The sequence below is a fragment of the Enterobacter sp. MGH 24 genome (genome assembly GCF_000493015.1).
Lineage (GTDB): Bacteria > Pseudomonadota > Gammaproteobacteria > Enterobacterales > Enterobacteriaceae > Enterobacter.
In genome coordinates this window covers 2,337,796-2,353,449 of the sequence record NZ_KI535657.1, presented here as the reverse complement: position 1 = coordinate 2,353,449, position 15,654 = coordinate 2,337,796, and the positions used below count along the sequence as shown (strand labels likewise).

15 protein-coding genes are annotated in these 15,654 nt (G+C 56.4%); 4 read left to right on the top strand and 11 right to left on the bottom strand.

Annotation, left to right across the window (positions count from 1 at the left end; all coding sequences use genetic code 11):
- Window positions 1–81: 81 nt before the first annotated feature.
- Window positions 82–540, bottom strand: a complete 459-nt coding sequence (gpt, locus tag L370_RS10760) for a xanthine phosphoribosyltransferase (protein ID WP_010427903.1) — start codon at window positions 538–540, stop codon at window positions 82–84.
- A gap of 260 nt (window positions 541–800) precedes the next feature.
- Between gpt and pepD the strand changes: the two genes are divergently transcribed.
- A complete protein-coding gene (pepD, locus tag L370_RS10765; RefSeq protein ID WP_023334617.1) occupies window positions 801–2,258 on the top strand; it encodes a cytosol nonspecific dipeptidase in 1,458 nt (485 codons plus the stop codon).
- 67 nt (window positions 2,259–2,325) lie between these two features.
- On the opposite strand, the gene dinB is transcribed toward pepD, so the two are convergent.
- The 8 genes from dinB to L370_RS10805 all read right to left on the bottom strand — a co-directional run bounded on the left by dinB (window position 2,326) and on the right by L370_RS10805 (window position 9,531).
- The gene (gene dinB / locus L370_RS10770) at window positions 2,326–3,384 is read right to left on the bottom strand and encodes a DNA polymerase IV (RefSeq protein ID WP_023334616.1); all 1,059 of its coding nucleotides are present in this window, start codon (window positions 3,382–3,384) and stop codon (window positions 2,326–2,328) included.
- A gap of 107 nt (window positions 3,385–3,491) precedes the next feature.
- Window positions 3,492–3,692 (bottom strand): (Na+)-NQR maturation NqrM, encoded by a 201-nt coding sequence (gene nqrM, locus L370_RS10775; RefSeq protein ID WP_023334615.1) that lies wholly within the window; start codon window positions 3,690–3,692, stop codon window positions 3,492–3,494.
- Between the two features lie 2 nt (window positions 3,693–3,694).
- Window positions 3,695–4,918 (bottom strand): NADH:ubiquinone reductase (Na(+)-transporting) subunit F, encoded by a 1,224-nt coding sequence (gene nqrF, locus L370_RS10780; RefSeq protein ID WP_023334614.1) that lies wholly within the window; start codon window positions 4,916–4,918, stop codon window positions 3,695–3,697.
- A gap of 10 nt (window positions 4,919–4,928) precedes the next feature.
- Window positions 4,929–5,525, bottom strand: a complete 597-nt coding sequence (nqrE, locus tag L370_RS10785; protein WP_023334613.1) for an NADH:ubiquinone reductase (Na(+)-transporting) subunit E — start codon at window positions 5,523–5,525, stop codon at window positions 4,929–4,931.
- A 6-nt stretch (window positions 5,526–5,531) separates the two neighbouring features.
- Window positions 5,532–6,170 (bottom strand): NADH:ubiquinone reductase (Na(+)-transporting) subunit D, encoded by a 639-nt coding sequence (locus L370_RS10790; RefSeq protein ID WP_014882676.1) that lies wholly within the window; start codon window positions 6,168–6,170, stop codon window positions 5,532–5,534.
- Complete coding sequence (locus tag L370_RS10795) at window positions 6,163–6,957, bottom strand: Na(+)-translocating NADH-quinone reductase subunit C (RefSeq protein WP_023334612.1); 795 nt, start codon at window positions 6,955–6,957, stop codon at window positions 6,163–6,165. Before L370_RS10795 ends, L370_RS10790 begins: the two co-directional genes overlap by 8 nt.
- Window positions 6,950–8,185: an NADH:ubiquinone reductase (Na(+)-transporting) subunit B gene (locus tag L370_RS10800; RefSeq protein ID WP_023334611.1), complete on the bottom strand. Its 1,236-nt coding sequence runs from the start codon at window positions 8,183–8,185 to the stop codon at window positions 6,950–6,952. Before L370_RS10800 ends, L370_RS10795 begins: the two co-directional genes overlap by 8 nt.
- A gap of 2 nt (window positions 8,186–8,187) precedes the next feature.
- Window positions 8,188–9,531 carry a Na(+)-translocating NADH-quinone reductase subunit A gene (locus L370_RS10805; RefSeq protein ID WP_023334610.1) on the bottom strand — a complete coding sequence of 448 codons (1,344 nt, stop codon included), beginning with the start codon at window positions 9,529–9,531 and terminating at the stop codon, window positions 8,188–8,190.
- Window positions 9,532–9,829: 298 nt separating this feature from the next.
- On the opposite strand from L370_RS10805, the gene dpaA reads away from it, so the two are divergent.
- Window positions 9,830–10,570: a peptidoglycan meso-diaminopimelic acid protein amidase gene (gene dpaA, locus L370_RS10810; RefSeq protein ID WP_023334609.1), complete on the top strand. Its 741-nt coding sequence runs from the start codon at window positions 9,830–9,832 to the stop codon at window positions 10,568–10,570.
- Here dpaA and L370_RS10815 read toward each other — a convergent pair.
- Both L370_RS10815 and lpcA read right to left on the bottom strand, forming a co-directional pair.
- On the bottom strand, window positions 10,541–11,308 hold the full coding sequence (locus tag L370_RS10815; RefSeq protein WP_023310496.1) for a class II glutamine amidotransferase: 768 nt from the start codon (window positions 11,306–11,308) through the stop codon (window positions 10,541–10,543). The genes dpaA and L370_RS10815 overlap by 30 nt on opposite strands.
- A 168-nt stretch (window positions 11,309–11,476) precedes the next feature.
- A complete protein-coding gene (gene lpcA, locus L370_RS10820; RefSeq protein WP_010427884.1) occupies window positions 11,477–12,055 on the bottom strand; it encodes a D-sedoheptulose 7-phosphate isomerase in 579 nt (192 codons plus the stop codon).
- 239 nt (window positions 12,056–12,294) lie between these two features.
- On the opposite strand from lpcA, the gene fadE reads away from it, so the two are divergent.
- Together fadE and L370_RS10830 are read left to right on the top strand one after the other, a co-directional pair.
- Window positions 12,295–14,739, top strand: a complete 2,445-nt coding sequence (fadE, locus tag L370_RS10825) for an acyl-CoA dehydrogenase FadE (RefSeq protein ID WP_023334608.1) — start codon at window positions 12,295–12,297, stop codon at window positions 14,737–14,739.
- 108 nt (window positions 14,740–14,847) lie between these two features.
- On the top strand, window positions 14,848–15,618 hold the full coding sequence (locus tag L370_RS10830) for an amidohydrolase (protein ID WP_023334607.1): 771 nt from the start codon (window positions 14,848–14,850) through the stop codon (window positions 15,616–15,618).
- Window positions 15,619–15,654: the final 36 nt, after the last annotated feature.

Here is a 15,654-nt window from a genome sequence, read left to right as displayed (position 1 = left end):
ATATGAAGACTATTGTAACGCGTGGCAGGCCAAAAAGAACAACGCCCGACATAGCCGGGCGTGTAAAGTTACGTACTGGTATTAACGGCCTGAAATAGGCGGTACGAAGACCACGCCCATATCCCATGGCTGTTCAATCCAGGTATCCTGCGGGATATCAATCACGTAATCGTCAACCAGCGGGCGGCCAGCAGGTTTCGCGAAGATAGTGACGAAATGGGCTTTCGGATACATTTCGCGGATAGCGACCGCAGTACCGCCGGTATCTACCAGGTCATCAATAACGATGAAACCTTCACCGTCGCCTTCCGCACGTTTCAGCACGGTCAGCTCACGCTGGTTATCATGGTCATAGCTGGAGATGCAAACGGTATCGACATGACGAATACCCAGCTCACGTGCCAGCAGCGCCCCCGGTACCAGACCGCCACGGCTGACGGCAATAATGCCTTTCCACTGTTCGGAAGGCATCAGACGCGCAGCCAGTTTGCGTGCGTGAATCTGCAACATGTCCCAGGTGACGACGTATTTTTCGCTCATGTGAAGTGTCCCAGCCTGTTTTTATACGGCTTAAAAAGTGTTCGAGGGGGAAATAGGTTGCGCGAGATTATAGAGATCTGACGCACTAAAAACCAGTGTTTAGCGCCCTCTGCCTGAGTTTTTACATGCTTTATGCTACCAGCCGGCAGAGAAAGTGGTATTCTCAGTTTCATCTCGCAAGCCTGACTTGTGGTAACTATTAACCTGCTAACCCTGTGACCTGCAACCCTGTTTGCAGCGCCTCGACAAGGAGACTTATCGTGTCTGAACTGTCTCAATTATCTCCGCAGCCGCTGTGGGATATTTTTGCAAAAATCTGTTCCATTCCACACCCTTCCTATCATGAAGAACAGCTTGCCGAACATATTATGGGCTGGGCGAAGGAAAAAGGTCTGCATGCTGAACGTGACCAGGTTGGCAATATTCTGATCCGCAAACCTGCTACCGCAGGCATGGAAAACCGTAAACCGGTTGTGCTGCAGGCGCACCTGGACATGGTGCCACAGAAGAATAACGACACCGTTCACGACTTCACCAAAGACCCGATTCAACCGTACATCGACGGCGACTGGGTGAAAGCACGCGGCACCACGCTGGGCGCGGATAACGGCATCGGTATGGCCTCTGCGCTGGCCGTACTGGCTGACGACAGCGTTGAGCACGGTCCACTGGAAGTGCTGCTGACCATGACTGAAGAAGCGGGCATGGACGGCGCGTTCGGTCTGCAGGCGAACTGGCTGCAGGCGGACATCCTGATCAACACCGACTCCGAAGAAGAAGGCGAGATCTACATGGGCTGCGCGGGCGGGATTGATTTCATCTCTACCCTGCCGCTGTCGCGTGAAGCAATTCCTGCGGGCTTCCAGACCTTCAAGCTGACGCTGAAAGGGCTGAAAGGCGGCCACTCCGGCGGTGATATTCACCTGGGTCTGGGTAACGCCAACAAGCTGCTGGCGCGCTTCCTGGCAGGCCACGCGGCCGAGCTGGATCTGCGTCTGGTGGACTTCAACGGCGGTACCCTGCGCAACGCGATCCCGCGTGAAGCCTTCGCCACCGTAGCCGTTCCGGCGGCAAAAGCGGACGAGCTGAAAAAACTCTCCAGCGTATACCTGGATATCCTGAAAAACGAACTGTCGGCGAAAGAGAAAAACCTGACCGTGGTGCTGGAATCCGTATCTACGGATAAAGCCGCGCTGACCGCGCAGTCTCGTGACACCTTCGTTCAGCTGCTGAACGCGACGCCAAACGGCGTGATCCGCAATTCTGACGTGGCGAAAGGCGTGGTGGAAACCTCACTGAACGTGGGCGTGGTGACCATGAGCGACGACAGCGCGGAAATCATCTGCCTGATCCGTTCGCTGATCGACAGCGGTAAAGAGTACGTGGTGAGCATGCTGGAATCTCTGGGCACGCTGGCGGGCGCGAAAACGTCTGCAAAAGGCAGCTACCCGGGCTGGCAGCCGGATGCAAGTTCTCCGGTGATGGCGCTGGTGCGTGAAACCTACCAGCGTCTGTTCAACAGCACCCCGAACATTCAGGTGATCCACGCCGGTCTGGAATGTGGTCTGTTCAAGAAACCGTATCCGGATATGGATATGGTGTCCATCGGGCCAACCATTACCGGTCCGCACTCGCCGGATGAGCAGGTTCATATCGAAAGCGTCGGTCACTACTGGACGCTGCTGACTGAGCTGCTGAAAGCGATCCCTGTTAAGTAATACCCTCACCCCAGCCCTCTCGAGGGTGAAAAACGTAGGCCCGGTAAGCGTAGCGCACCGGGCTTTTTTACAATCCCAAAACCAGCTGTCGCTCTAACTGCGGATCCAGCAGCGTGACGTGCAATCCCACCAGCCTCACCCCTCGCCCGCCCCGGCGCTCTTCCCATGCCTTTTTCGCCGTCGCAATGAGATCGTCCTTATTCAGACGCGGCCAGACGTGTTCCTGCGTGGTCTGCTGGAAGTCGTTGAATTTTAATTTGATACCCTGACGGGCAATCAGCAGGTCCGGCTTCACCTTGCTTAAGCGTCGTTCCAGCTCCGGGTAAAGCTGTTCCGTGATAATGGTTTCGCATTCGGACCAGTCATGAATATCTTCAATGAGGGTGCGCTCAACGCCGACGGATTTACGTAGCCGCTCGCTGTTCACATCGCGATCGTCAATTCCCTGGCTGCGCTCCCACAGCACGCGGCCAAACTTCCCAAAGCGCTTGAGCAGCATAGCGAGATCGCTTCGCTGCACGTCTTCGCAGGTCCGTAGCCCCATGCTTTCCAGCTTTGCGGCGGAAACTTTTCCTACCCCGGGGATTTTGCCGAGCGGCAGCGTTTTCAAAAACGCAGGCACCTCGTCAGGCGTAATGACGTATTGACCGTTGGGCTTATTTAAATCGGAGGCAATTTTGGCGAGGAATTTCACGGGCGCGACGCCCGCAGACGCCGTCAGATTCAGCTCGTTGAAAATCGTCTGGCGGATCTCCTGAGCCATCAGCGTGGCGGAGCCGTGGCAGTGCACGCTGTCGGTCACATCCAGATAGGCTTCGTCCAGCGACAGCGGCTCAATCAGAGAGGTATAGCGGGAGAAGATTTCCCGAATATGAAGGGAAGCCTCTTTATAGGCTTCAAACCGGCCGGGCAGAAGCGTGAGATGAGGGCAAAGCTTTAAGGCCATCGCCGTCGGCATCGCGCTGCGCACGCCAAATTTGCGCGCAGGATAGTTGGCGGTGCTGATGACACCACGCTGAACGCGGCTGCCGCCAATGGCGATGGGAATATCCCGCAGCGCCGGGTTGTCACGCATCTCCACTGCGGCAAAAAAGCAGTCCATATCGACATGGATTATTTTGCGCATAGTAAGCCCTCACTCATCACTGGATAAGTATACAGTAAATAAATAAGGGTTGAGAAGTGTGCTTGGGAATTGTCGGGTGGCGGCTTCGCCTTACCCGACCTACACGACTAAATAATGCGCTGCTGCTCGCGGGCCATCCTTTTCTTTCGCGCATCGCACGGTTCCGGGCAGTCGCAGACCTTTTCCATCCCAATGGAGGAAATACCGCCGCAGCTGCCCTGAATGCTTTTCCGCTTAATGATCCAGCCTAACGACATGCCGAAGATGACAAGCACAAAAACCACAAAGGTTACCAGAAACGTCAGCATCATCAGCCTCCAAAATCATCGAGCATGATGTTCTCATCTTCGACGCCGAGATCTTTCAGCATCTTAATCACGGCGGCGTTCATCATCGGCGGACCACACATATAGAACTCGCAGTCCTCAGGCGCCGGGTGCTGCTTGAGGTAGTTTTCATACAGCACGTTGTGGATGAACCCCGTGTAGCCCGTCCAGTTATCTTCCGGCTGCGGATCGGAAAGCGCAACGTGGAAGGTAAAGTTCGGGTTTTCACGCGCCAGCTGTTCAAACTCATCATCATAGAACATCTCGCGCAGCGAGCGCGCCCCGTACCAGAAGCTGATCTTACGCTGGCTACCCAGCCGCTTGAGCTGGTCAAAGATGTGCGAGCGCATCGGGGCCATACCGGCACCGCCGCCAATAAAGACCATTTCCGCATCGGTATCTTTCGCGAAGAACTCCCCAAACGGACCGGAGATGGTCACCTTATCTCCCGGCTTCAAAGACCAGATGTATGACGACATCACCCCCGGCGGTGCGTCCGGCACATTCGGTGGCGGCGTGGCGATACGCACGTTGAGCATGATAATGCCCTTCTCTTCCGGGTAGTTGGCCATCGAGTAGGCGCGAAGCGTTGGCTCTTTTACCTCCGATACAAAGCGGAAGAGATTGAATTTGTCCCAGTCGGCGCGGTATTCATCCGGCACGTCGAAGTCCGCATACGCCACGGTATGCTCAGGACACTCAATCTGAATGTATCCCCCGGCGCGGAACGGAACATCTTCCCCTTCCGGCACCCGCAGCTTTAGCTCTTTAATAAAGGTGGCTTTGTTATCGTTAGAGATAACCTCGCACTCCCATTTTTTGACGCCGAAGATCTCTTCCGGCAGCTCGATCTTCATGTTTTGACGCACCGCGACCTGGCAGGCCAGACGGCAGCCCTCTTTTGCCTCACGCTTTGTGATGTGCGCCAGCTCGGTGGGAAGGATATCGCCACCGCCCTCTTTTACCGTCACGCGGCACTGCCCGCAGGAGCCACCGCCGCCGCAGGCTGAGGAGACAAAAATGCCGTTGCCGGAGAGCGTGTTGAGCAGCTTGTCCCCCGCAGGTGTGCGGATCTGGTTCTGCGGCTCGTCGTTAATATCAATCACCACGTCACCGGAATTTACCAGCTTCGCGCGCGCCGCCAGAATCAGCCCTGACAGCACCAGTACAATCAGCGTGAACATCACCACGCCAAGGATAATTTCCATCTGTTAGCCCTTATAGCTGCACACCGGAGAAGGACATAAAGCCCAGCGCCATCAGCCCGGTGGTGATAAAGGTGATCCCTAAGCCGCGCAGACCCGCAGGCACGTTGGCATATTTCATTTTCTCGCGGATCCCCGCCATGGTGACAATCGCCAGCATCCAGCCGATGCCGGAACCAAAACCGTACACCACGGATTCACTGAAGTTGTAATCACGCTGAACCATAAACGAGACGCCGCCAAAGATGGCGCAGTTCACCGCGATCAGCGGCAGGAAGATCCCCAGCGCGTTGTACAGCGAAGGGAAGTACTTATCGAGGATCATCTCGAGTATTTGCACCAGCGCGGCGATCACCCCGATAAAGGTGATGAAGTTCAGGAAGCTGAGATCAACCCCTTCCACCAGCGCGCCGTCCCGCAGCACAAAGTTGTACACCAGATTGTTAATCGGAACCGAAAGCCCCAACACAACGGTGACCGCCACGCCCAGGCCAAATGCCGTGGAGACCTTTTTAGACACGGCAAGGAACGTACACATGCCGAGGAAAAACGCGAGCGCCATGTTTTCAACAAACACCGCCCGCACAAACAAACTCAGGTAATGAGCCATTGTCGGTTACTCCTTTTCCTGCTGTTCTGGCTTCAGCGTACGAATCAGCCAGATCAACAAACCGATAATGAAAAACGCGCTAGGAGCCAGCAGGAACAGGCCGTTTGGCAGATACCAGCCGCCGTTCTGCACCGTGTCCAGCACCGTGATGCCAAACAGCTTGCCGCTGCCAATCAGCTCGCGCAGGAACCCAACGGTCAGGAGGATCACGCCGTAGCCAAGGCCGTTGCCGATGCCGTCCATAAAGCTCGCCAGCGGCGGCATTTTCATGGCGTAGGCTTCTGCACGCCCCATGACGATACAGTTGGTGATGATCAGCCCGACAAACACCGAGAGCTGCTTTGAGGTTTCATAGGCGAAGGCGCGCAGCAGCTGATCGACCACGATCACCAGCGAGGCGATGATCGCCATCTGTACGATGATCCTCACGCTGTTGGGAATGTGGTGGCGGATCATCGAGATAAACATGCTGGAGAATGCCGTGACCAGTGTGACCGCCAGCGTCATCACCACCGCCGTTTCCAGCTTGGTCGTTACCGCCAGAGCGGAACAGACGCCCAGCACCTGCAGCGTGATCGGGTTATTGGCTAACAGTGGGCCAATGAGCACCTTTTTAACTTCTTTCAGTTCACCGGTATCAGCCATTGTTCAGCGCTCCTTCACGTACGTTTTTCAGGAAAGGACCAAAGCCCAGCTCGCCCATCCAGAAATCAAAACTGTGCTGCACGCCTTTTGATGTGAGCGTCGCGCCGGAAAGCCCGTCAACGGCGTAGTCGTCACCGGGACGTGCCGCCCCTTTCATCACCTTCAGCGCAGGCAGACCGTTATCGTCGAGCACTTTCTTGCCGACAAACTGTGCCCGCCAGTTAGGGTTCTCAACTTCGCCACCCAGCCCCGGCGTTTCGCCCTGGTCGTAATACGTAATGCCTTTTACGGTGCGCCCATCGGTATCAAGGGCCACAAACGCGTACATCATTGACCACAGACCGTTACCGTAAATCGGTAAAACCACTTCCTGTACGCGTTTTTGCTCGTCAAGTACCAGGTAGACCTCCGCGATGTTGCTGCGGCGCTTTATACCTGCCGGATCCTGTGAGGCGTCAAGCACGGTGCTCATCTGCGGATCTTTCAGCGCCAGCGCCTGGTTATACTTCGTCGGGTCTTTATCCATCAGCTCGCCGGTTTTTAAATCCACCAGCCGTGGAGTAATGCGTTCAGCAAACACGTCGGCGACGTCGTCCTTCGTCATGCCTTCCTGCATCAGCCCGGCGACGGCCAGGATGTTGCGCTGTTTATCCAGCGCACGTTGCTCTTGCTGCAGGGGTTTTAACCCCACGGCAGAACCGGCCACGACAATAGAACAGACCAGACAGAGCACCAGCACCACCAGCAGCGTTTTGCTGATGCTGTCGTTATTTTTAACCTCAGCCACGCGCCTTCCTCCGCTTAATGTTGGCCCGCACCACCAGGTAATCGAACAGCGGCGCAAACAGGTTGGCAAACAGAATGGCCAACATCATCCCTTCCGGATACGCCGGGTTGACCACGCGGATCAGAACGCACATCGCGCCAATGAGCACGCCGTAGCTCCATTTACCTTTGTCAGTAAACGAGGCCGAGACGGGGTCCGTCGCCATGAACATCATGCCGAACGCGAAGCCACCCAGCACCAGATGCCAGTACCAGGGCATGGAGAACATCGGGTTGGTGGTCGAACCGATAACGTTGAACAGGGTGGCGGTCAGCACCATGCCGATCATCACGCCCGCGACGATCCGCCATGAGGCCACGCGGCCAAAGAGAATGATGGCTCCGCCAAGCAAAATCATCAGGGTAGACACTTCGCCAATGGAGCCCGGAATATTGCCAATAAACGCATCCAACCAGGTCACAGGCTGGCCGGTCGCATTGTTCACCAGCGTTTCACCGCCGCCTGCCGCCCACTGTGAAAGCGGCGTCGCGCCGGAGAAACCGTCTGCTGCCGTCCACACCAGGTCGCCAGAGATTTGCGCCGGATACGCAAAGAACAGAAACGCGCGTCCCGCCAGCGCCGGGTTGAGGAAGTTACGCCCGGTGCCGCCGAAGATCTCTTTGGCAATCACTACGCCGAAACTGATGCCCAGCGCCGCCTGCCAGAGCGGCAGCGTCGGGGGAACAATCAGGGCGAACAAAATAGAGGTCACGAAGAAGCCTTCGTTGATCTCATGTTTACGGATGATGGCAAACAGCACTTCCCAGAAGCCGCCTACGATAAAGACCGTGATGTAAATCGGCAGGAAGAAGACCGCGCCCAGCGTCATCATGCTGACCCAGCCAGCATCAGCCGCAAAGCTGACGCCCAGCGACTGCGCCAGACGATAGTGCCAGTCAGACTGAATCACCTGCGCCAGCTGCTGCGCATCGTACAGATGGTGCAGCGCAGGAATGGTCTGCAGACCGACGTTGTACATGCCCCAGAACATGGCCGGGAAGACGGCAAACCACACCAGAATCATCATTCGCTTCAGATCGATGGCATCGCGAACGTGTGCCGCGCCTTTCGTCACCAGACCTGGCGTGTAGAAAATGGTGGTCGTCGCTTCATACAGCGGGTAATACTTTTTGAGCTTCCCTTCGGTAAAGTGCGGCTCAATTTTTTCAAAGAGATGTTTTAAACCCATGGTTATCCTTCCTGCTCAATGCGGGTTAACACCTCGCGCAATACGGGTCCATATTCGTATTTACCTGGACACACATAGGTACAGAGCGCCAGATCTTCTTCGTCCAGCTCCAGACAACCGAGCGCCTGCGCGCCGTCGGTATCGCCGGCCAGAAGATCGCGTAACAGCACGGTGGGAAGAATATCCAGCGGCATGACGCGCTCGTAGTTGCCAATCGGGACCATGGCGCGCTCGCCGCCGTGCGTGCTGGTTGAGAAGCTAAACAGCTTATTACGCAGGAAGTGGCCCAGCGTGGTCCGGGTGACGGAGTATTTTTCCGCGCCTGGCAGAACCCAGCCAAACAGCTCTTTCTCACGCCCTTCCTGCACAATGCTGATCTGCAAATGGAAGCGTCCCAGGTACGCGTGCGCATTGACAGCATGGCGTCCGCTGAGGACCGAACCGGAAATCAGGCGGTTCTCACCCTCTTTCGTTTCCCCTACCAGCAGTTCGTTGATGTCTGCGCCCAGCAGCGTCTTCACCAGGCGCGGGTTTGCAGCCTGCGGCCCGCCGATGGCGATTATCCGTTCAGCGCAGAGCTCGCCCGTAGTAAAGAGCTTACCGATGGCGATGACGTCCTGATAATTAAGATGCCAAACCTGTTTTTTCAGGCTCACCGGCTCAAGGAAATGGATGTGCGTCCCGACCAGACCCGCCGGATGCGGGCCAGCAAACTCGTTAAACGTGACCTGCCCCTGCGGATGCCCCCCGAGCTTGCCGCCGCCGGCCTGGCAAACGTGGACTTTTCCGGACGTGAGGCGGGTTAAAACGGTCAGTCCGGCATCAAAGGCTTTGCGCTGCGCCAGGATAACCGGCTGCGGATCCACGCTGAGCGGGTTGGTGTCCATTGCCGTGACGAAAATCGCGGCCGGCTCCGTGCCCGGAACAGGGGATTTACTGAAGGGACGCGTACGAAGCGCGGTCCATAAACCGGACGCCAGCAGTTGAGCCTGAACGGCGTCGCGGTTCAGCGACGCGAGTTCTGCAGTATCGTAATGGGCAAATTCACGCTGTTCATCGCCCTCTATTCGGATAACCACCGACTGCAGCACGCGACGCTCGCCGCGGTTGATGGCCACAACGGTGCCGCTCGCGGGGGCCGTGAACATCACGCCGGGATTTTTTTTATCCTCAAAGAGCGTTTGTCCTTTGATAACGCGATCGCCCTCCTGTACCAGCATTGAAGGACGCATACCCAGGTAGTCTTCGCCCAAAATGGCGACATGACGGACGCTTGCGCCTGTCGAAACGTGCTGCGCTGGCACGCCTGCAATCGGCAGATCAAGTCCTTTTTTTATTTTAAACATGTGGTTAGCAGGTTTCCATGAACAACAATCCAGTGGGCGCAAAGTGTAACATTTTCCCCTTCCTACGGGCAGGTAATCTGCCGTCGCGCGCGCCAAATTGCGACCTAATGCGCAAAGTTCCTGGAGCCATCGCAATTTTGATGGTTTATAAAGTAAAACTAATTTGTAAACTCACCGCCCGGCTCTTGCGAAAATCTATAGCGGTGCTAATGTGAGCGCTCCTAACAGAATAATCTGATTTCGGGTCTCTTTTGCCGTCCTGGCAAGTTGGTCATGGTTTTATCAAGGAACTAGTAGTATGCGTAAAATCGCATTGTTCATTGCGATGCTTCTGATGCCGTGCATGTCGTTTGCCGGGCTGCTCAGCAGTAATAGCTCAACGACGCCGATCAGCAAAGAATATAAACAGCAGTTAATGGGATCGCCGGTTTATATTCAGATCTTCAAGGAAGAACGCACTCTCGATCTGTTTGTGAAAATGGGCGAGACATATCAGCTGCTTGATAGTTACAAAATTTGTAACTACTCCGGCGGACTGGGGCCAAAACAGCGTCAGGGCGATTTCAAAAGTCCGGAAGGGTTCTACAACGTTCAGCGCAGCCAGCTCAAGCCTGACAGCCGCTTCTATAAAGCCATTAACATCGGCTTCCCGAATGCCTATGACCGTGCACACGGTTATGAAGGTAAATATCTGATGATCCACGGTGCCTGCGTGTCAATCGGCTGTTATGCGATGACCGACTCCGGCATTGATGAGATTTTCCAGTTCGTGACGGGCGCGCTGGTCTTTGGACAGCCTAACGTACAGGTCAGCATCTATCCGTTCCGCATGACGGACGCCAACATGGCGCGTCACAAGTACTCATACTACGCGGATTTCTGGAAACAGCTGAAGCCGGGTTACGACTACTTTGAGCAGACCCACAAGCCACCGGTGGTCTCTATCGTCGATGGCCGTTACGTGGTCAGCAAACCGCTGAGCCACGAAGTCGTCCACCCACAGCTGGCGTCAAATTACACGGTCCCCGAGACAAAATAGCACCCACTCGCCTGGCATAATCTTTTGCCAGGTTTCGTTGCCCGTCAGCGGCTGCGTTGCGATAACAGTGACCACATCGTTCGGTGTGGTCTCCTTCTGAAAGTCTATCTCCACATCCTGATCGAGCAGCGTCGCAACGCCAAACGGCGCGCGGCGGGTGATCCAGAACAGATTCGTCGAGCAGAACGCCATCACATAGCGGCCGTCTGAGAGCAGCATGTTGAACACGCCTTTTTCACGCAGTTCAGATGCCAGCGTCGCGATGTATTTGAACACGGCAGTCATGTTGCCGGGCGTGCGGGGATAGCGCTCCGTCAGCTTGTGCAGCAGCCAGCAGAAGGCTTTTTCGCTGTCGGTTTCGCCGACCGGGCGGAAATTGCCCGTCTCCAGCGACTTATAGCCCGTAAGCTGCCCGTTGTGCGCGTAGGTCCAGTTACGGCCCCACAGCTCGCGGGTAAACGGATGGGTATTTTCCAGCGCCACTTCGCCACGGTTAGCCTGACGGATGTGGGCGATCACCGAGCGGGACTTGATGGGATAGTCCTGCACCAGTTTTGCAATCGGTGAGTTAAAGCTGGGCTGTGGATCTTTGAACGTGCGACACCCTTTGCCTTCGTAGAAGGTGATGCCCCAGCCGTCTTTATGCGGCCCGGTTCCTCCACCGCGCTGAACCAGCCCGGTGAAACTAAAGCAGATATCGGTTGGCACATTGGCGCTCATCCCGAGCAGTTCGCACATACAACACCTCCACAACAGCGGGGGGCAGCCCCCTCGTCTTTCAAGCTGCACTTTTGTTGGCTGCCTTCGCTCACCCCAGTCACTTACTTATGTAAGCTCCTGGGGATTCACTCAGTTGCCGCCGCAGTGCAACTCGAAATCCATTGGGGATATGCCCCCAGCGAAGTCTTACTTAACCATCTCTTTTTCGATCAGCTGGATCAGGATGTGGATCACTTTGATGTGAATTTCCTGAATACGGTCAGCATAACCGAAGTGCGGAACGCGGATTTCAACGTCAGCCGTACCGTCCATCTTACCGCCATCTTTACCGGTCAGGGTGATGACTTTCATCCCCTTTTCACGCGCGGCGGCGATCGCTTTGATGACGTTGCCGGAGTTGCCGGAGGTAGAGATCCCCAGCAGCACGTCGCCTTCACGGCCTACGGCTTCAACGTAGCGGGAGAAGATATGGTCGTAACCGAAGTCGTTGCCTACGCAGGAGATGTGGCTCACGTCGGAAATCGCAATCGCCGGGTAGCCCGGGCGGTTTTCGCGATAGCGTCCGGTCAGCTCTTCTGCAAAGTGCATGGCGTCACAGTGGGAACCGCCGTTACCGCAGGAAAGCACTTTGCCACCGGCTTTGAAGCTGTCGGCCAGCAGGACCGCTGCGCGCTGAATAGCGTGAATATTGGCATCATCTTTCAGAAAGTTTGCCAGCGTTTCCGCCGCTTCGTTCAGTTCGTTACGAATAAGATCCTGGTACATGAGGATAATCCTTCAGTATTGATGAAATAACACAGTGGAGTGTACCGGATAGCGGGAAAAGCGAGAAGCTAAAGCCTTGCGAAACGTCCGGCGTTTTGATTTTTTGTGCCGGCTAAAACACGAACAATGTGAACCAGGTTGTAATTATTTTGTAAACACATTGCTAAAGGAATTCACATCAACTACAACCATATCATCACAAGTGGTCAGACCTCCTACAAGCAAGGGAGCTTTTCTTTATGATGATTTTGAGCATTCTCGCAACCGTTGTTCTGCTCGGTGTGCTGTTCTATCACCGCGTAAGTTTATTCCTGAGCAGCCTGATTCTTCTGGCCTGGACTGCTGCGCTTGGCGTCGCAGGCCTCTGGAATATCTGGCTTTTAGTCCCTCTTGCCATTATTCTTCTGCCGTTTAACTTTGCCCCGATGCGTAAATCAATGATTTCTGCGCCGGTGTTCAAAGGCTTCCGCAAAGTGATGCCGCCCATGTCGCGCACCGAGAAAGAAGCGATTGATGCGGGCACCACCTGGTGGGAAGGCGACCTGTTCCAGGGCAACCCGGACTGGAAAAAGCTGCACAACTATCCGCAGCCGCGCCTGACCGCTGAAGAGCAGGCCTTTATTGACGGCCCGGTGGAAGAGGCGTGCCGCATGGCCAACGACTTTGCCATCACCCACGAAATGGCCGACCTGCCGCCAGAGCTGTGGGCGTATCTGAAAGAACATCGCTTCTTCGCGATGATCATCAAGAAAGAGTACGGCGGCCTGGAGTTCTCCGCTTACGCTCAGGCTCGCGTCCTGCAAAAACTGGCGGGCGTCTCCGGGATCCTGGCCATTACCGTTGGCGTGCCTAACTCTTTAGGCCCGGGCGAACTGCTGCAGCATTACGGTACGGAAGAGCAAAAAGATCACTACCTGCCGCGTCTGGCACGCGGTCAGGAAATCCCTTGCTTCGCGCTGACCAGCCCGGAAGCAGGCTCCGATGCGGGCGCGATCCCGGATACCGGCGTGGTCTGCATGGGCGAATGGCAGGGCGAACAGGTGCTGGGCATGCGCCTGACCTGGAACAAGCGTTACATTACCCTGGCGCCTATCGCCACCGTGCTGGGTCTGGCCTTTAAGCTCTCTGACCCGGAAAAACTGCTGGGCGGTGAAGAAGATCTGGGCATCACCTGTGCGCTGATCCCAACCTCTACCCCAGGCGTTGAAATTGGTCGTCGTCACTTCCCGCTGAACGTGCCGTTCCAGAACGGTCCGACCCGCGGTCAGGACATCTTTGTACCGATTGACTACATCATTGGCGGTCCGAAAATGGCCGGTCAGGGCTGGCGTATGCTGGTGGAATGTCTGTCGGTGGGCCGCGGCATTACCCTACCGTCGAACTCAACCGGCGGTCTGAAATCTGTGGCGATGGGGATTGGTGCGTACGCCCACATCCGCCGTCAGTTCAAAATCTCCATCGGCAAGATGGAAGGTATCGAAGAGCCGCTGGCGCGTATCGCGGGCAACGCCTACGTGATGGACGCCGCTGCTTCCCTGATTACCTACGGCATCATGCTGGGCGAAAAACCGGCTGTACTGTCCGCGATTGTGAAGTACCACTGTACCCACCGCGCGCAGCAGTCGATCATTGACGCAATGGATATCGCAGGCGGTAAAGGCATTATGCTCGGCGAAGGCAACTTCCTGGCGCGCGGCTATCAGGGCGCACCGATTGCCATCACCGTGGAAGGGGCAAACATCCTGACCCGCAGCATGATGATCTTCGGTCAGGGCGCAATTCGCTGCCATCCGTACGTGCTGGAAGAGATGGCCGCCGCGCAGAACAACGACGTGGATGCCTTCGATAAGCTGCTGTTCAAACATATCGGTCACGTGGGCAGCAACAAGGTGCGCAGCTTCTGGCTGGGCCTGACGCGCGGTCTTACCAGCGCGACGCCGACCGGCGATGCGACCAAACGTTACTACCAGCATCTGAACCGTCTGAGCGCCAACCTGGCTCTGCTGTCTGACGTCTCCATGGCGGTGCTGGGCGGTAGCCTGAAGCGTCGCGAACGTATCTCTGCCCGTCTGGGGGATGTGCTGAGCCAGATCTTCCTGGCTTCGGCGGTCCTGAAGCGTTACGACGACGAAGGCCGTCAGGAAGCGGATCTGCCGCTGGTGCACTGGGGCGTTCAGGATGCGATGTATCAGGCTGAACAGGCGATTGACGACCTGCTGGCGAACTTCCCGAACCGCTTCGTGGCGGGCGCTCTGCGCGCGGTGATCTTCCCGACCGGTCGTCACCACCTGGCGCCGTCCGACAAGCTGGACCACAAGGTGGCGAAGATCCTGCAGGTACCGAGCGCAACCCGCTCCCGTATCGGTCGTGGTCAGTATCTGGCTCCAACGCCGCATAACCCGGTGGGCCTGCTGGAAGAGGCGCTGCTGGACGTGATGGCCGCAGACCCGATTCACCAGAAAATCTGTAAACAGCTGGGCAAAAACCTGCCGTTTACCCGACTGGACGAACTGGCAAAACAGGCGCTGGCCGGTGGCATTATCAATAAAGATGAAGCCGCGCTGCTGGTGAAAGCCGAAGAGAGCCGTCTGCGCAGCATTAACGTGGATGACTTCGAACCGGAAGAGCTGGCGACGCAGCCGGTAAAGCTGCCGGAGAAGCACCGCAAACCTGAAGCGGCATAACGCGTTTCGCTTAAACAAACCCCGCCCTGAGCGGGGTTTTTTATTGCCACATTTTCTGGTTATGTCGTGCTACAGTGTCAAAAAGTGGTCGTTTGAGGAGTCTGTATCGTGCCTGGTTTGAAGATTTCGATTTTGCAGCAACCTTTAGTGTGGATGGACGGCCCCGCCAACCTGCGCCACTTTGATCGTCAACTGGAAGGCATCACCGGGCGTGATGTGATTGTCCTGCCGGAGATGTTCACCACCGGCTTCGCCATGGAAGCGGCACAGCAGTCAATGCCGCAGGATGAGGTGGTCGCCTGGATGCATGCCAAAGCGCAGCAGACCAACGCGCTGATCGCGGGTAGCGCGGCGCTGCAAACGGAGCGCGGGCCGGTGAACCGCTTCCTGCTGGTGGAGCCGGAAGGGAAAGTGCATTTTTACGATAAACGCCACCTGTTCCGCATGGCGGATGAGCATCATCATTATGAAGCGGGTCACGAGCGCCTGGTGTTCGAGTGGCGCGGCTGGCGTATTTTGCCGCTGGTCTGTTACGACCTGCGCTTCCCGGTGTGGTCGCGCAACCGCAACGATTACGACCTGGCGCTGTATGTCGCCAACTGGCCTGCGCCGCGCTCCCTGCACTGGCAGTCGCTGCTGGTGGCGCGGGCGATTGAGAACCAGGCGTACGTGGTGGGCTGTAACCGCGTGGGAACGGACGGCAATGGGCATCACTACCGCGGCGACAGCCGGGTGGTGAATCCGCAGGGCGAGATCATTGCCACCGCCGAGCCGCACCAGGCGACGCGCATTGATGCGGAGCTGTCGTTGACGGCGCTGAAGGAATACCGGGAGAAGTTTCCGGCGTGGCAGGATGCGGATCCGTTTAGCATTGGGTGAATAAAAGCCGGGTGGCGGCTACGCCTTACCCGGCCT